This window comes from Bradyrhizobium sp. T-12, from assembly GCF_058314695.1.
In genome coordinates, this window is sequence record NZ_CM177756.1 from 5,269,797 (window position 1) to 5,284,002 (window position 14,206).

At 62.8% G+C, this 14,206-nt stretch carries 19 protein-coding genes; 9 read left to right on the forward strand and 10 right to left on the reverse strand.

Annotation, left to right across the window (positions count from 1 at the left end):
• Positions 1–203: 203 nt before the first annotated feature.
• Complete coding sequence (locus tag AC0WRY_RS25105) at positions 204–1,748, forward strand: FAD-dependent monooxygenase (protein WP_194403483.1); 1,545 nt, start codon at positions 204–206, stop codon at positions 1,746–1,748.
• A gap of 135 nt (positions 1,749–1,883) precedes the next feature.
• Here the strand turns inward: AC0WRY_RS25105 and AC0WRY_RS25110 are convergent, their stop codons facing one another.
• The 4 genes from AC0WRY_RS25110 to AC0WRY_RS25125 form a co-directional block, all read right to left on the reverse strand.
• Complete coding sequence (locus AC0WRY_RS25110; RefSeq protein WP_194403484.1) at positions 1,884–3,509, reverse strand: hypothetical protein; 1,626 nt, start codon at positions 3,507–3,509, stop codon at positions 1,884–1,886.
• A gap of 382 nt (positions 3,510–3,891) precedes the next feature.
• Positions 3,892–4,536 (reverse strand): imm11 family protein, encoded by a 645-nt coding sequence (locus AC0WRY_RS25115; protein ID WP_194403485.1) that lies wholly within the window; start codon positions 4,534–4,536, stop codon positions 3,892–3,894.
• 363 nt (positions 4,537–4,899) lie between these two features.
• Entirely contained in the window at positions 4,900–5,526 is a 627-nt protein-coding gene (locus tag AC0WRY_RS25120) for an imm11 family protein (RefSeq protein WP_194403486.1), read from the reverse strand.
• A gap of 59 nt (positions 5,527–5,585) precedes the next feature.
• Complete coding sequence (locus tag AC0WRY_RS25125) at positions 5,586–6,359, reverse strand: DUF4261 domain-containing protein (RefSeq protein WP_194403487.1); 774 nt, start codon at positions 6,357–6,359, stop codon at positions 5,586–5,588.
• Positions 6,360–6,815: 456 nt separating this feature from the next.
• Between AC0WRY_RS25125 and AC0WRY_RS25130 the strand changes: the two genes are divergently transcribed.
• On the forward strand, positions 6,816–7,061 hold the full coding sequence (locus AC0WRY_RS25130) for a hypothetical protein (RefSeq protein WP_194403488.1): 246 nt from the start codon (positions 6,816–6,818) through the stop codon (positions 7,059–7,061).
• Between the two features lie 114 nt (positions 7,062–7,175).
• Here AC0WRY_RS25130 and AC0WRY_RS25135 read toward each other — a convergent pair whose 3' ends face one another.
• Positions 7,176–7,424: a hypothetical protein gene (locus tag AC0WRY_RS25135; RefSeq protein WP_194403489.1), complete on the reverse strand. Its 249-nt coding sequence runs from the start codon at positions 7,422–7,424 to the stop codon at positions 7,176–7,178.
• 411 nt (positions 7,425–7,835) lie between these two features.
• Here AC0WRY_RS25135 and AC0WRY_RS25140 point away from each other — a divergent pair, with 411 nt between their 5' ends.
• Entirely contained in the window at positions 7,836–8,036 is a 201-nt protein-coding gene (locus AC0WRY_RS25140) for a hypothetical protein (RefSeq protein WP_194403490.1), read from the forward strand.
• A complete protein-coding gene (locus AC0WRY_RS25145; RefSeq protein WP_194403491.1) occupies positions 8,033–8,260 on the forward strand; it encodes a hypothetical protein in 228 nt (75 codons plus the stop codon). Before AC0WRY_RS25140 ends, AC0WRY_RS25145 begins: the two co-directional genes overlap by 4 nt.
• On the opposite strand, the gene AC0WRY_RS25150 is transcribed toward AC0WRY_RS25145, so the two are convergent.
• The gene (locus AC0WRY_RS25150; RefSeq protein ID WP_194403492.1) at positions 8,254–8,523 is read right to left on the reverse strand and encodes a DUF6894 family protein; all 270 of its coding nucleotides are present in this window, start codon (positions 8,521–8,523) and stop codon (positions 8,254–8,256) included. The two genes, AC0WRY_RS25145 and AC0WRY_RS25150, sit on opposite strands and share 7 nt — an antisense overlap.
• Positions 8,524–8,637: 114 nt before the next feature.
• Entirely contained in the window at positions 8,638–8,886 is a 249-nt protein-coding gene (locus AC0WRY_RS25155; protein WP_063202881.1) for a hypothetical protein, read from the reverse strand.
• 357 nt (positions 8,887–9,243) lie between these two features.
• On the opposite strand from AC0WRY_RS25155, the gene AC0WRY_RS25160 reads away from it, so the two are divergent.
• The gene (locus AC0WRY_RS25160) at positions 9,244–10,014 is read left to right on the forward strand and encodes an EAL domain-containing protein (RefSeq protein ID WP_194403493.1); all 771 of its coding nucleotides are present in this window, start codon (positions 9,244–9,246) and stop codon (positions 10,012–10,014) included.
• Between the two features lie 202 nt (positions 10,015–10,216).
• Here AC0WRY_RS25160 and AC0WRY_RS25165 read toward each other — a convergent pair whose 3' ends face one another.
• Complete coding sequence (locus AC0WRY_RS25165) at positions 10,217–10,444, reverse strand: hypothetical protein (RefSeq protein ID WP_194403494.1); 228 nt, start codon at positions 10,442–10,444, stop codon at positions 10,217–10,219.
• A 131-nt stretch (positions 10,445–10,575) separates the two neighbouring features.
• Here AC0WRY_RS25165 and AC0WRY_RS25170 point away from each other — a divergent pair, with 131 nt between their 5' ends.
• A complete protein-coding gene (locus tag AC0WRY_RS25170) occupies positions 10,576–10,767 on the forward strand; it encodes a hypothetical protein (RefSeq protein ID WP_194403495.1) in 192 nt (63 codons plus the stop codon).
• 12 nt (positions 10,768–10,779) lie between these two features.
• Here AC0WRY_RS25170 and AC0WRY_RS25175 read toward each other — a convergent pair whose 3' ends face one another.
• Complete coding sequence (locus tag AC0WRY_RS25175; RefSeq protein WP_194403496.1) at positions 10,780–10,971, reverse strand: SANT/Myb-like DNA-binding domain-containing protein; 192 nt, start codon at positions 10,969–10,971, stop codon at positions 10,780–10,782.
• Positions 10,972–11,231: 260 nt separating this feature from the next.
• On the opposite strand from AC0WRY_RS25175, the gene AC0WRY_RS25180 reads away from it, so the two are divergent.
• The 3 genes from AC0WRY_RS25180 (at position 11,232) to AC0WRY_RS25190 (ending at position 12,616) form a co-directional block, all read left to right on the forward strand.
• The gene (locus AC0WRY_RS25180; RefSeq protein ID WP_194403497.1) at positions 11,232–11,552 is read left to right on the forward strand and encodes a hypothetical protein; all 321 of its coding nucleotides are present in this window, start codon (positions 11,232–11,234) and stop codon (positions 11,550–11,552) included.
• Positions 11,553–11,578: 26 nt separating this feature from the next.
• On the forward strand, positions 11,579–12,205 hold the full coding sequence (locus tag AC0WRY_RS25185) for a hypothetical protein (protein ID WP_194403498.1): 627 nt from the start codon (positions 11,579–11,581) through the stop codon (positions 12,203–12,205).
• Positions 12,206–12,430: 225 nt separating this feature from the next.
• A complete protein-coding gene (locus tag AC0WRY_RS25190) occupies positions 12,431–12,616 on the forward strand; it encodes a hypothetical protein (RefSeq protein ID WP_194403499.1) in 186 nt (61 codons plus the stop codon).
• 130 nt (positions 12,617–12,746) lie between these two features.
• Here the strand turns inward: AC0WRY_RS25190 and AC0WRY_RS25195 are convergent, their stop codons facing one another.
• Positions 12,747–14,201 carry an HWE histidine kinase domain-containing protein gene (locus AC0WRY_RS25195; RefSeq protein ID WP_194403500.1) on the reverse strand — a complete coding sequence of 485 codons (1,455 nt, stop codon included), beginning with the start codon at positions 14,199–14,201 and terminating at the stop codon, positions 12,747–12,749.
• Positions 14,202–14,206: the final 5 nt, after the last annotated feature.

A 14,206-nucleotide genomic window follows, 5' to 3' on the forward strand; every position in this document is an offset into this window, starting at 1 on the left:
GCCACGGATCGCTCCGCGCGGGCTGAACCAAACTCTTTTCGATGATGCCAATATGCCGGTGTTTTGCCCGACGTGTCAACGAAGGCATAGCGGAAGAGAAAGCCCCTCCTCCCAACTCGATATGTGGTGCGCAACGGGCTTGCTTCAAGCCCCCGACCCTGCCGTAGAACCCGCGACCCAACACCAGGTCGAGGGGTCACGACATGCCTTCACAGCTTCCCATCTCCCGTTCGCGAGGCCGTACGCAACCAGGCCGTACCGGGAACCCGGCAACGCCCGAGCACGAAATCGTCATCGCGGGCGGTGGCCCGACCGGGCTGATGCTGGCCGCCGAGCTCGCGCTTGCCGGTATCGATGTCGCCATCGTCGAGCGGCGCCCCGATCAGGCGATCGTCGAGACGCGCGCCGGCGGCCTGCACGCCCGCACCATCGAGATGCTCGATCAGCGCGGCATCGCGGACCGCTTCCTGCGCGAAGGCGAGATTCTCCAGCTCGCCGGCTTTGCCTGGACCCGGCTCGACATCAGCGATCTCCCGACGCGGCATCCTTACGGGCTCAAGCTGCGGCAGGCCCGCATCGAGCGCATCCTGGCCGATTGGGCCGAAGAGCTCGCCGTCCGCTTCTATCGTGAACGCGAGGTCACGGGCTTCGTGGAAAGCGAGGCCGGAATCGACGTGACGCTGTCCGGCGGCGCGCGCTTACGCGCAAAATATCTGGTCGGCTGCGATGGCGGCCGCAGCCTGGTGCGCAAGGCGGCCGGCATCGACTTCCCCGGCTTCGATCCGACGCTCAGCAACCTCATGGCCGAGGTCGAGATGAGCGAGGCGCCGGCATTGGGCCTGCGTCACGACGCACTCGGCTTTCACGGCCTCAGCACGGCCGAAAGCGGCCGCGTGCTGGTCGTCGTCACCGAAGCGACGCTCGATCGCACCGGCCAGCCCACCTTGCGCGATCTCGGCGAGGCGCTAATTGCCGTCTACGGCACCGACTTCGGTGTGCACAATCCGGCGTGGATCTCCCGCTTCACCGACGCGGCGCGGCAGGCGGCATGCTATCGCAAGGGCCGCGTGCTGCTCGCCGGCGATGCCGCGCATATCCATCACTCCGTCGGCGGACAGGGCCTCAACCTCGGTGTGCAGGACGCCGTCAATCTCGGCTGGAAGCTGGCGCAGAGGGTCAAGGGCGTCGCGCACGCCGACCTGCTCGACAGCTACCATGCCGAGCGCCATCCGGTGGCCGCGCGCGTGCTGAAGAACACCATGGCGCAGATCACCCTGCTCCGCCGCGGCGACGACGGCCGCAAGGCCGCGCGCGAGGCGATCACCGAGCTGCTCGCCATGGACGAGCCGCGCCGGCGTTTTGGCGCGATGATGAGCGGGCTCGACATCGCCTACGATCTCGGCGAAGGCCACAAGCTGCTCGGCCGGCGCATGCCCGATCTCGACCTGACGGTCGACGGCGGCAAGCGAAGACTGTTCACGCTGCTGCACGGCGCGCGCGGCGTGCTGCTCAATTTCGGCAAGGGCGGCGACATCGATGCGGCGGCGTGGGCGGATCGCGTCGATGTCGTCGATGCTGACTACGACGGCGGGTGGGAGCTGCCGGCGATCCGGCGGGTCACTGCGCCGAGTGTTGTGCTGGTGCGGCCCGACGGGCACGTGGCTTGGGTGGGGGATCAGACTGAGCACGGACTCGCCGATGCGTTGAGGCGGTGGTTTGGGCTAGGTGTTGCGCAATGCAGGAAGTGACGCCGCTCCAAATAAAGAAGCCCGCGGTTTTCCCGCGGGCTCAATCCAAACTTTTCGATGATGCCATCGTGCCAGTGTTTTGCCCGACGCGTCAAACGGGCGACCTCTAACGCATGCTCGCCATCACGGTCGGCTTCACTCAGGATGAATGAATGGCCGTATCCAGCGCGAGAACCACTCTTCAGCGTCATTGCGCGGATTGCCAGTGCCCTCCACTCCGAAGATCGGGGGCGGAATGAGGTAGCTTGGCTCATCCACAAACGCGCCAATCGGCTTGCCTGCCGGCGGCTGATTGCCGTCAGCGGTGGGCGCGGTCCAACTGCCAAACCGCTCATTGAATTCGGTGGAAGGCAGATACGGGACCGGCGCACCGCCCGACGTGAACACGCTGCCCGCGTTCGATGCGTTGAAACGGGCTAGACGCCGGATTTCCTCGGGCGGGACTGATCCCGCGCTGGGTGTAGGTGCGGTTTCAGACGGACCTTCGGTCGGCTCGGTGCCACTTGGCGTGCTGGTCCAATTGCCAAAGCGATCCGCGAAAGAATTAGCGTGTGCCTCGGAAACGAGGGGGGAAGCTCTGCGAAGTTGCGACCCGGACGTTGATGAGCTCAAATAGCCGCCACCGTGATCCGTTTCTTTGAGGCCGCTGGCCAAGGTGTCTGACGCAGTCGCGCTTTTTGAGAGCACTCCTTCGCCAGAAGCAGCGGCGCCAAACTTCGCATCCGAGCTGCTGTCCTGCGCGTTGGCAATGCGCGAGAGCGTCAAGAAGCCCCCAAGGGTCAGCAGCCAGGGGGGAATTAGGGGAGCCGCTAAGCCGGCCGCCGCAGCTCCGGCCAACAAAGGCATAGGATTCTGCCCCACAAATGAGCCGCCGGCCAAAGGATTTTCATAGAACGGCAGCCACGCTCCAGACGCCGGATCGGATCGGAGGACCAAAGGATCTTCCGGGGCCGCTGCCGTCGGAGGCAGTTGATCGAATTGTTGCTCGTCTCGACCCGGCATCGGGTAAGGCGGCAATTGGCCTGTGAAGCGCGGATCACTCGGTGTAAACCCCTCTGGCTGATTAAGCCACCAGAGAGAAGGAGGGATGAAGGGTGGCGGTGAAGGGACGTCGGCTGGGCTGGTCGGAGTCGTCGGCGGGATGTGAAAAGTATCATCGACGGGTGCAAACTTGGAGTAAGGCGTTCCGCCCAGATGTCTGTTACCGGACGTGATACTGACGCTTGGATCACTCTCAATTGCCTGGCGCAGCAGTTCTTCTCTTCGCGGATCACCTAGTATTGCAGACCATACCAGTTGATGGTCCTGTCCGGTCTTAAGACCCCTTTGTTCACTATCTCTGATGCTTTGATGCAGATCCGGATAGCGCTCGAGATAGGTCTCGTTGCCCTTGATGACCTTGTCGATACGCTTCTTAACCTCTTCGGTTGTCATTCCACTGGGCAAGTTCGTGTAGAGATCACCATTGCCAAAACCTACGCGCATCGCATCCATGAGCGTTCTTATCTTCATCGCTCGAATGTGCGGTTCGGGAGTTTCGGCGATTCGATCCAAGACGCACTTGATGGCACCGTAGTAAAGGGGGGTGTGCCCACCCGGATGCGGCGAGATGCCCATTCTCGCGGCCAGTTCATATGCCACTGGCAGATAGATTTCATTTGCGGGGGAGTAGACTCCCAATGCTTGTATATCGATGTCGCGAAACGCACGATGATTGACAAATAATCTCGGAATCATGTGGTGAAGAGCAAGAATTGACATATCGCCCCGATGCTCGAGTGGTTCTTGCGTGAGTTGAGTTGGGATTGAGTTTCGCGAGAGCTCACCAAATCTCGGACGCAGCTCAGCCACTGCATGCGAGGCATGCAGCCGCTAACCGGGCTCGCAGGTCCGCCCGCGGTGTCACGGGGCAGATCAGAGATTGGGAGGAGTCTCGGAGTAGTTCGATGTTCAGGCGCGCTTCGATGACGTCTGGAGAGGATCGCCACGGCGGGCTAACGCCTGGAGCATCGCTGCCCCGTCGACGAGGAGCGACACCGATCGTCAGACTTCAGGCGGAACTGCGTCTAACTCACACTTGGCAAGCGTATCCACGACGAACGCGGATTAGTGACTCGGCCAATCCGTGATCGGTAGAGCATCCTCAAACTCTTCGGGACGCGATCAGAGGGAGATAGGACACTTCTTCGAACAACATGCCCCTGAGGCCTGCTGCCTTCCAGGCATTTTTCATCGCTTGGTCAAATATGACACATTGTCTGGCGTACGCCATTCGAAACGCGTGCGCATCGCCAACCAGCTCGTCCTTGAAAACGAGTTCAACATCTCCGAAAAAATCATAGTACTTTTGACCGAAGTCTCGGTAGATCGGATCGTCGCAAATCCCGATGGTCAACCGCGATCGCTCCTCATCCAGCGCGTCGAGAGAGCGACGCACGTCGCAGAACCAGTAGCGAGGTCCGTCCCAGACCCCGTTTGGAACATGCACGTCGCAGACAACAAAGGAAAATGCCTCGGGATCCACGGCCTCAAACACGATCTTAGCACGGTCAGAGATAAGCCAGAACGAATACCAGAGTTCACAATCTCGAGGCCGACGACGTCGCGGGTTGAATGTGACGCGTGGCGTCGGCCCCGCGAAATCCGACAAGTGCCCCGGCTCTAGCGATTGGGGGTCGTTCGTAATTTGGAAATCACAGGGGTTGCCGGTTCGATAGAAGTCCATTCTGTAGAATTTACGCTTCTGCAACGAGGAGCGTTTGTTCTGCTTCGGCTGTCCATTGCTCATCTTAATATGCTGCCAGTTTTTGGGTCTCAGTGAAAATGAGTCCCTCAGTTCTTTCCGAACGGCAACTCCGGCCCACTACCACACGAACTCGCCACCTCTTTGCGTCATAGCGGCGCTTTCGCGTCTCTCGCTGGTTCACCAGACGTACATTGCCCTCAAATCATTAGACGCGATTGACCTGCGTCGTTGTGATGACGCCATGCAGAGTGCCGGCCACAAAAATAAAGCCCGCAGCGCGCCGCGAGCATCATTCAAATAGATCTCAATGATGCCACTCTGCCGGTGTTTTGCCCGACGTGTCAACGAGCAATTGCCTTAACTGGATTTTGCGCGAATGACTTCAAGATCGGCGACCGAAGCGCATCAGCTCAATACTCCGTCGTATCGGTGAATCCAATGCCCCTGACGCCCGCCTCCTTGCACGCATCCTTCAGCACTTGGTTCGCATACGACCATGGGATAGAAAAGAAGCCTGAAGATATGAGCCTCCCCAACACTATCCTCTTTGAAAATGAGGCTGCTTCTTCTTCTCAGATTGTAAACCTTGCGACCGGGCGTCGGATACTCGATCTCAAGAACCGACTTTTCTTCATCGACGGCATCGAGAACCCTGATGACATCACAAAGCCAGTAGGTCGGCGCCGCACGGCCATCCTGGTACCGGGTCTCGCATCTGACGAAACGAACTCCTTCTGAATCCAATGTCTCGAGAAGGCTCTTCATCCGGTCGGAAACAAGCCGATAGTCGTGAAACAGCTCCCAATCCGCGGGAGCACGGTCGAGAGACCTGTCGATGACAAGCCGCGGAGTTTCAGGGAAAGGCATGAAGCCCCGCTCCTGCGGCGGAATGAGCACCTGGCGTCCGCCTGTGAGAGCTGCGAGATTTTCCATCTTCCACCCCGGCGCCGTGTGGAACCCGCCAATGCCGGCGACATGGAACTTTCGATCCTTTGCCTTGACCCGGCGCTTCTTTGGTGGAGAACCAACCATCAATCTTCTCGTTTACGAAAGTCTGTCGTACGCCGGCGCAGTGTGCCGATGCTGCTCATCTACACGGAAGCATCGGTACAGTAAAACACCGGCAGCCCGCCAAACGCATCGGAATTCGTGTAACGAACCTGGATGCGCTCGTTTGCAGTTGCCCCGATCGTGTCGCCATCCTTCACCACGCTGCCATGCTCGATCAGATACGCGGACAGCCCGGCGACCTTGTCAAACAACGCCGAAAGCGTGAGCTTGGCCGTCACGAACTCGATCTCACGATCGACGAACGCGGACAGGCCCATCGTGACCGCGCCGATCTTCGCTCCTGACCGGAACGGAAGAATGTCGACCCACAGCCTGAAGGGATAGTCGGGATAAGGCGCGAATGCATCGCGGGAGGTTTCGAGCCAGAGTTCGGCGGGCCGCGCGACCCGGCCGGCCCATACCACGCCGCAAGCTTCCGGCATCGCCGCAATCAACGCGCCGATGACCGCCGTCGTGCCGCGCGCGGCAACCAGCGGCTGCTCACCTTTTCCGAGCATCGATACGATCAGATGGCCGCGATGCCGGGCCGCCACCGCCTTGCTCTCCGGCCAGGTCGTGGCCGCGCGCGCCCACAGGCCCTGGTCGTGCGGAATGGGTGCCGGCATCGACATGACCGCGACAAGCGCGTTGCCGCAGCGAATGAGCGGAGAGTTTGCCTGAGCCTGCGCAGCTCCGTCTCCCAAGGTCTCGGTCGTCAATTCCGGATGTCGGGCGCGAAGGACCTTGGTGACCGCAGACATGTCCGGTGTCGCCGGATCGTCCAACAAGATGAAAGAAAGAAGCGAGCTACTCATTCAACTGCCCCGCAAGAAATCATCTGGATTGCAACCGATACTTCGGCGCATCGCCCAGAGGTTGAAAGTACACGACTTAGAACAAAAAGGGAACATTGTCAATCGATGTTCGCTCTGGAGACTTTTGGCGTAGGACCGGGACCAAAGAACACGGGGCCCCCCGGCGCGGGCATCGCCCGGCATCGCCTTCCGACCGTCGAACAGCCTCCTCCCTTGTCCTGCCTGCGAGAAACGTATCGGATGAGGGCTGCTTCAACAGCGCGCGCGCCTCGCGCTCGAACTTTCGCATGTATTTCCATGCTCATTCACGAGTCGACGTTCTCACGCGTGGAGAAAGTGATCGCTGGCGGCTTCAAGATGGAACGTCGTTTCAGCGGATGTGATGGGCAGCACATATTTCAGACGTGCGGCACGCCATTGTCTCTGTGCGATTACCCAGGCACAAGGAAATACGCCATGACCGTCTCCCGCGCGGCTCTCTTCGCCATCGTCGGAATCAGTTCGTTCGTTGCCTCCATCCAGATGTCTCACGCTGGCGGCCTCGGACTCGATTGGCTCTCGAACAAACCTTACGTCGAGTGTCTCAAGCAAGCACGGATGCTCGCTGATGTGAGCAGCGTCATGAAAGGACCGGCCTACCGGGAGGCGAGCTATGAGCGAGGCCGTCACCAGTGCAACCGACAATACTACGGTCACGAATAGGCCTGCAGCTGCCGGTACGGGATCTGCCAGCGGCTCGAGCGTTCCTTGAAAATATCATCGAAGTCGTGCCGCTCGTTGCGGCACGACTTCGGTCTCCATCGACGAAGATTGTCGTCAGGGCTGGCGGGTCGCGCCCGGTGCTCCCGGTATCTGGCCGCCAAACTTGGACGAGCCCGTGCCACTCACGCTGGTCGGGCCGGCGGCCGTGCCGTTCGGATCACTGCGGGCGGCCGAGCGTCCGGGTCCGGGCATCATGTTCATCGACCTGGACCAGCCATGATGATGATGCCGCTTTGGCGTGTGGGCCGAGGCATAGGACGAGGCGGCTAACAAAATCGCTAGCCCGAGTGCTGCTGCTTTCATCAACGTATCCTCCCCCGAGGAAAACTTTACCTCCCCGCGCGTGTTCCTTTTCGCCCCAGCTTGCTCTCAACTTTCTTCCGGCCGCTGCCGACCTTCTCAAGAAGCCTATCGGATGCCGGCTCCGTCGACAGCTCCCGCTTCGCGCTCGAGCCGGCGCATGTATTTCCTTGTGCGCATGGCCCGCAAGGCAACGGCTGATACACCGGAATCCCGCCCCGCACTCAAATTGAGTAAGTCGCTCAACAGGCTCAGACTTCGCCTCGAAATTTAATTTGCGCACGTATCAAAAGATACAGACTCTCCGCCGCAGCAGGACTAGGCTTCATCCATCACCGCAAGGCCCGTGGCACGAGACCGGTGATGAGAACGCCAATCGCGCTCCCGCCTTCTATCCCGCGAGGAGAGTACGCCATGCTGAAACGGCGTCGTTTCAAACAAATCAAGACACTCAACGAACGACTGGCCGACGAGGCCATCCGCTGCCGCGAAGAGGCGCGCGCGCTGTCGCCGGGGCGCCGCCGCGAGATGCTGCTGCGCCGGGCGCGGCAGGACGAGGCCGCCATGCAGATCGACGCCTGGCTTCGCTCGCCCGGCCTGAGGGCGCCGACATGAGCCAGCAATATCGCGCTTATCTCGTCGGCGAGAACGGCGTCTTCCGCTCGGCGGAAGCCTTCGAGGCCGCGTCCGACGAGACCGCCCTCGCCTTCGCGCGGCAGTTCACGCGGCACGGCAAGGTCGAGGTCTGGCAGCTCGGGCGCAAGATCGCCGTGCTCGAGTCCGGGCAATCCTGGCCGTTGCCGCCGCAGCCATCGCGGCCGACGCTGACGCGTCAATGATCGCCGGATGGCGTTCGTGCGTTGAACGTCTCGATCGCGAAGCTGAATGTCACCTGCATGACGGGCCCGCCGGCGTCGCGAACGTCGATCGCCATCCTCCGCCGTCCGCCGGTCGCCGGTGCGGAAATGATGGCGTCGCGCGCCATGTCTCCGACCGACTTGGCGGCCTCGGCCTGGACCGCGCGCATGTTGGACAGCTCCAGCCCCTCTTCGTCGAGCGCGGCACCGTGCTCGTCGGTCAAGTCGAAGTAATATCGCGCCATATGCGTATTCCTTTGTCCGTAAGAGGCCCGGGAGGGGACAAAGGTTGCAAGCCCATCGAAAATCTATTGGAGCCAGGGAGTTCCGGGAACTGACTGCGCCTCCCGGCGCAGCTCTTACTCTTCCGCGAGCTTGCACGCGATATAGGCGTCCACCGTCTCGGCGAAGGAGCGCTGCACGCCGACCGCCACATCATGCTGGTCGAGCGCGTCGCGCTGGAGCACGCGCAATCCGCGGCCGCGACAGCTCACGGGCGCCGTGTTCAGATATTGATCGATGGCGCCCTTGGCGAGCGGGATGGCCTTGGGATCGCCCCTGGCGATCAGGAGCCTGAGCAGGCTCTGGCATTCGGCCAAACCTGGCATGGATCTAAGCCTCTCACCCTTGCCGCGATTTCGGCTTCGGCCGCTTCACCGGCTGGGTGTGGGTGCCGAACAGCGCCAGCAAGAACGCGACTTCTTCCTTCGAACCGATCTGGATCATGATTGTCTCTCCTGTTCGCTCCGTTGGTCGGGCCGCGGGCGCCCGCAGTTCAGGACAATCGGGTTTCAGCACTGTTTCAGGCGTGTTTCGTCGCGGGCTGACGGCGTGGCCGGCCTGCTTGTGTCCACAATTGAACATGGGAAACGCCCTTGACGCCGCCCTCGTCGCGCTTCGCTATTCCTTAACGCCCGCGCCATAAATTCCCACGCAGGTGATGGGCCTGCGGGGAGTTTTGAGAGATGGCCGTGAAGTGCGCCGGATGTGCCGACGGGACGGAGTTGCCGTTCGAATTCAAGATGGCGTTCCAGCCGATCGTGGACGTCAGCGAGAACAGGATCTGGGGCTATGAGGCGCTGGTGCGCGGCCCGAACGGCGAGAGCGCGCACAGCGTGCTCAGCCAGCTCACCGACAACCAGCTCTACCGCTTCGACCAGGCCGCTCGCGTCATGGCGATCGAAACCGCCGGCCGGCTGTTTGCCGATCCGCATACGCGGCTCTCGATCAACTTCATGCCGAACGCCGTGTACGAGCCGCGCGCCTGCATCCAGAAATCGCTGGAAGCCGCGCGCCGCGCGAATTTTCCGGCCTCCAATCTGATGTTCGAGTTCACCGAGAACGAGCGGATGAGCGATCCGGCGCATGTCGAGAACATCGTGCGCGCCTACAAGGCGCTCGGCTTCTGGACCGCGCTGGACGATTTCGGCGCCGGCTATGCCGGCCTCGGCCTGCTCGCCCGCCTGCAGCCGAACCTGATCAAGATCGACATGGAGCTGCTCCGCGACATCCATCTCAGCCGGCCCAAGCAGGTCATCGTCGCAGGCCTCGCGCAGATCGCGCGCGAGCTCGACATCACGGTCCTGGCCGAGGGCGTCGAGAACGAGGCCGAGCTCACCATCCTGCGCGCCGCCGGCATCGCGCTGTTTCAAGGCTATCATTTCGCGAGGCCCGGCCTCATGTCACTGCCGACGGTGCGCGGCTTCGAGCGGATCGACGTGTCGCTCGCGGGGTGAGCTGGATCCGGCTTTTCCGGATTGTCCCGGTCAGCGACACAAGACGTCAAAAGCCCGCGCGGATCGCTCCACGCGGGCTTTTGCTTGCTGCTTGCGCAGCAGGTTTCGTCTCAGTGCATGTGGCCGATCAGATAGACGCCGCCGCCCAGAACGATGACGGCCGGCACGGCCCAAAGCAGAAGTACGGGCATCGCTTGTCTCCTTAGTTCGACGTGCAGACCTTGACGGTCTTCATGCCGGCCTCGGCTTCAGACCTGGTCTTGTACACGGTATCGCCGCTGACAACCGTCGTCTCGGTGGTGGTCGGCTTCGACTCCGTGATCGTGCACTTCTTGGTCTTGACGTCCTGCACCACGTAGAACGATTGCGCGAACGCAGGCGCGGCAAATGACGTCAGCACGGCAGCGGCAATGATGGTCTTGATGTTCATCGTGTCCTCCTCCAGTGGCCCGGTGATCCGGGATCCGTCTTCTTCAAACTTCAAATATTGCCACTTGTTCCCGGTTATCGTTCGAACCAACGGCCGGGGCTCGCGTTGACGCGGCGACCCTGGAGGCTGCGATGCTGGATCTGAGACTTGTGACGACGGCGCTGGCGATGCTGATGGCCCTGATGACCGTGGCGCTGGCCGAGCCCGCCAAGGACCAGGTGCGGCCTGTGGCTCAAGCCGCCGAGGCGCGTCCGATCCGCGTCATCCTTCCCGCCCCCTGGGAGCCCGCCACGACGCAAGCCGAGGCAACACCTGCGAAGTGAGTACGGCGCAGCTCATGTGCCGCGCTTCGCGGTGATTGTGCGCAGCGCGATGCCGTGCTGCCAGGCCCGCACCCGCACAGCCGCTTCGCTCCGGTTCAGCGCGAGGGCGATCTCGTCGGGCCGCCTTCCCGCTTCAGCCATGGCTTTCAACCGCTCATGCTCTTCCGCTGTCCACCTCTTCAACAATGGATAGCGTGATTGCATGGTTGGAGCTGCCTCGCGCGTCATGAAAGCGAGACAATCGGCCGCCAAAGGCGAAGTTCCTACGCGGTGCGCCGGCTGACGGCCTGCCGGCCGAAGGCCGAGCGCGCAAACGGGATATCGCGGCAATCGTTCCTCGCGTCCTCATCGGGCGCGCGCGATCGCAGCAAGATCATGCTGCGGCACTCGGCAAGCTTTTATCGCAGCAACCAATTCGAATCTCATGTGTTGTCGCCGGCACATTCACCGCCGGAGAATAAAAAATGAGACGTCTTACCTTACTAGCCGCAACCCTGCTGATGCTCGGAGCCGTGCCCGCAGGCGCGCAATCCCAACCCGCGCAAAGCGGGCCGGGCAACAACGCCGTCAACAGCTCGGACCACAACAACTCGAACAAGCCGGTCGAGGGCCGCAACAGCTTCACTGAGGGACAGGCGAAGTCGCGGATCGAGGGCGCCGGATATTCCAACGTGTCCGGACTGCACAAGGACGACCAGGGCGTCTGGCGCGGCAAGGCCGACAAGGCCGGCAGCAAGACCGACGTCAGCCTGGACTTCCAGGGCAACGTGAACCCCGCCAAGTAAGGACGACCAAGTAAGGAATCATGCACATGACAACCACCATTTCCCGCCTTTACGACACCTATGCCGACGCCGAGCGCGCCGTGACCCGGCTCGAGGGAGCCGGCGTGCCGCACTCCGACATCAGCATCGTCGCCAACAATTCCGACAATTGGTACGGCTCACGCTCCGGCAAGGTCGATCGTGACCGCGACGGCGTGGACGATCGCGCCGAAGGCGCCGGCACGGGTGCCGGCATCGGCGCCGGCCTCGGCGGCGCGGCAGGCCTGCTCGCCGGCCTCGGCCTGCTCGCCATTCCCGGCCTCGGTCCGGTCGTGGCCGCAGGATGGCTCGCCGCGACTGCAGCCGGCGCAGCCGCCGGTGCGGCAACGGGTGGAATCGTCGGCGCCCTGACGGAGGCCGGCGTCTCCAAGGAAGACGCCTCGCGCTATGCCGAGGGCGTTCGCCGCGGCGGCACGCTGGTGTCCGCGCGCGTGCCCGACCAGGACCGCGCCCGCCTCGATGCACTGCTCCACGAGAGGTCCGTGAACCTGCAGGACCGCAGCGCGGCCTGGCAGAAGTCCGGCTGGACCGACTTCGACGCGGCGAGCCCGCCGCTCTCTCCGGAGGACGTCGGCCGGGAGCGCGAGCTCTACGGCACGGGCGTGCGGCGATAAGCTCCCGTCAAATCCTTCGACGACAAAGGCCCCGCGGTGCGGGGCCTTTTTTCGCGCGAGCACGATGCACCCTGTCGCGTCGGGGAAAAACAGGCATTTAGTGCCAAATTTAACAAAATCCGGCGCATCGGATTTGGCGGAATGAAAGCTGTTCGCGCCATGCTGGAGCAGGTCGCTTGCTCTCCTTGCACGGACCCGACCGGGAGAGCTTCGGAGAGATCGCCCATGTACTTCGTCGCCGCTGCATTGCTGGTGCTGTCGGGACTGTTCTATTCGGCGAGCCATCACGAGCTCGGACAATTCGGCTCCGACGTTTGCAGATATGGCGGCGCCTTCTGCGACAATCCCGTGCTGCTCTTCACCGGCGCCGCGCTGGCCGCCGCCTGGGGGATGTTCGTCAGCATCAAGTAGGCGGGCTCGCGCGATCCGGCGCAGCTGCGGCGGGGGAGCCGTCGCGGCCTCTGGCGATCATCGACTTATACCATTGTGTCGCCCGACGGTCAACCGGTTTTCGACCAATCCGAATATGGATTCGGATTTTTCACACGGGGTCGCCGGCCTCCCATTGCGGCGGACCGGATCCCTCGCCGCTCGTCGCGAGGGCAGCCGAGATCAGGCAGCGAACGCCGGCGGGCTCGAACTCCAGGCGGAAGCGTCCGGCGAGATCCCGGCTCGCCAGCGCGATGAGGCGGCTGCCGAATCCCCGGCGGCTCGGCGGACCCACGGGCGGGCCGCCGCTCTCACGCCAGCTCAGATCGACCTGGCCGTCCCGCGCGTCCCAGCTGATATCGACCCGGCCTTCGGGACGGGACAGCGCGCCGTATTTCGCGGCGTTGGTCGCGAGCTCGTGCAACGCCAGCGAGAGCGCCAGGGCCTGGGCCGGCAAAACCACCAGCGAGGGACCATCGCGGACGATCTGACCCGACGGGAACGGCGCGACGGCGCGGGCCACGAGATCGGTGAGATCGGCGCCCGACCAGGCGCGCGCGGTCAGCAGATCATGGGCGCCCGACAGCGCGAGCAAACGCGCATTGACGATGCTGCGCGCCGCCTCGACGTCGCCCGCACTGCGCAGCGTCTGATTGACGATCGACTGCACCGTGGCCAGCGTGTTCTTGACGCGGTGATTGAGCTCGTTGGTGAGCAGCCGCTGCAGCTCTTCGGCCTGCTTCAGCTCATTGAGATCGCGGCTCGCGCCGGCGATCGCAACCGGCTTGCGCGCGGCGCCCTCGCCTTCGAACTCGACCAGGCCCCAGGCGCTCAGCCAGCGCCAGCTGCCGTCGCACTGCTTCACCCGGTACTCGACGTCGTAGCGGCCGTCGCCCGCGGGATCGAGCGCCTTGGCGACGCGCGCCCACATCAGCTCCATGTCGTCAGGATGGAATTTGGCCTCGACGCCGTCCTTGTCGTGCAGAAACCGCGCCTCGGTCAGCCCGTAGAGCGCCTGGGCATTGGCATCATAGATGCAGATGTTGTCCGCCAGCGTGTAGCGCCACGTTCCCATTCTGGAGGCGATCATGGCGAGGTCGAAAGTGCGCTGCTGCCGCTCGAGCGCAAGCCGCATGTCGTGCTCGTGGGTGACGTCCAGGAAACAATTGATGCCGCCGACGATCTCGCCGTCCTCGTCGCGCAGAGGCGCGACGTTGACGCGCGCCACCCACCGCCTGCCATCGGGATTGAGAACGACCGCCTCGACGCCTTCGAAGCTTTGGCCGGTCCGCACGGCCTGCGCCATCGGCGTCTCCTCGGGCGGGACGAAATCGCCGTCCAGGGTCTCGACGCGGAATGAACCGCAAAACTTCTGCGCGACGTCGCCGAGCTTGGGCGCCCGGCCCCAAAGCTGGACGGCGCGGTGATTGACGCGAACGATCCGTCCCTCGACGTCGCAGGCATAGACGCCGATCGGGAGCGCATCGAGAATCGCCTGGTCCAGTGTCAGGAACGAAGCGAACAGCGTCGGTGTCGGTGCCGGGAGCTGAAAGTTCAGGAGGGACATAAGGC

What these genes read in the sequence shown, in the direction of transcription:
- AC0WRY_RS25105 (WP_194403483.1), top strand. Translation starts at nt 204, where the DNA reads ATGCCTTCACAGCTTCCCATCTCCCGTTCGCGAGGCCGTACGCAACCA.
- AC0WRY_RS25110 (WP_194403484.1), bottom strand. Translation starts at nt 3,509, where the DNA reads ATGTCAATTCTTGCTCTTCACCACATGATTCCGAGATTATTTGTCAAT.
- AC0WRY_RS25115 (WP_194403485.1), bottom strand. Translation starts at nt 4,536, where the DNA reads ATGAGCAATGGACAGCCGAAGCAGAACAAACGCTCCTCGTTGCAGAAG.
- AC0WRY_RS25120 (WP_194403486.1), bottom strand. Translation starts at nt 5,526, where the DNA reads ATGGTTGGTTCTCCACCAAAGAAGCGCCGGGTCAAGGCAAAGGATCGA.
- AC0WRY_RS25125 (WP_194403487.1), bottom strand. Translation starts at nt 6,359, where the DNA reads ATGAGTAGCTCGCTTCTTTCTTTCATCTTGTTGGACGATCCGGCGACA.
- AC0WRY_RS25130 (WP_194403488.1), top strand. Translation starts at nt 6,816, where the DNA reads ATGACCGTCTCCCGCGCGGCTCTCTTCGCCATCGTCGGAATCAGTTCG.
- AC0WRY_RS25135 (WP_194403489.1), bottom strand. Translation starts at nt 7,424, where the DNA reads ATGAAAGCAGCAGCACTCGGGCTAGCGATTTTGTTAGCCGCCTCGTCC.
- AC0WRY_RS25140 (WP_194403490.1), top strand. Translation starts at nt 7,836, where the DNA reads ATGCTGAAACGGCGTCGTTTCAAACAAATCAAGACACTCAACGAACGA.
- AC0WRY_RS25145 (WP_194403491.1), top strand. Translation starts at nt 8,033, where the DNA reads ATGAGCCAGCAATATCGCGCTTATCTCGTCGGCGAGAACGGCGTCTTC.
- AC0WRY_RS25150 (WP_194403492.1), bottom strand. Translation starts at nt 8,523, where the DNA reads ATGGCGCGATATTACTTCGACTTGACCGACGAGCACGGTGCCGCGCTC.
- AC0WRY_RS25155 (WP_063202881.1), bottom strand. Translation starts at nt 8,886, where the DNA reads ATGCCAGGTTTGGCCGAATGCCAGAGCCTGCTCAGGCTCCTGATCGCC.
- AC0WRY_RS25160 (WP_194403493.1), top strand. Translation starts at nt 9,244, where the DNA reads ATGGCCGTGAAGTGCGCCGGATGTGCCGACGGGACGGAGTTGCCGTTC.
- AC0WRY_RS25165 (WP_194403494.1), bottom strand. Translation starts at nt 10,444, where the DNA reads ATGAACATCAAGACCATCATTGCCGCTGCCGTGCTGACGTCATTTGCC.
- AC0WRY_RS25170 (WP_194403495.1), top strand. Translation starts at nt 10,576, where the DNA reads ATGCTGGATCTGAGACTTGTGACGACGGCGCTGGCGATGCTGATGGCC.
- AC0WRY_RS25175 (WP_194403496.1), bottom strand. Translation starts at nt 10,971, where the DNA reads ATGCAATCACGCTATCCATTGTTGAAGAGGTGGACAGCGGAAGAGCAT.
- AC0WRY_RS25180 (WP_194403497.1), top strand. Translation starts at nt 11,232, where the DNA reads ATGAGACGTCTTACCTTACTAGCCGCAACCCTGCTGATGCTCGGAGCC.
- AC0WRY_RS25185 (WP_194403498.1), top strand. Translation starts at nt 11,579, where the DNA reads ATGACAACCACCATTTCCCGCCTTTACGACACCTATGCCGACGCCGAG.
- AC0WRY_RS25190 (WP_194403499.1), top strand. Translation starts at nt 12,431, where the DNA reads ATGTACTTCGTCGCCGCTGCATTGCTGGTGCTGTCGGGACTGTTCTAT.
- AC0WRY_RS25195 (WP_194403500.1), bottom strand. Translation starts at nt 14,201, where the DNA reads ATGTCCCTCCTGAACTTTCAGCTCCCGGCACCGACACCGACGCTGTTC.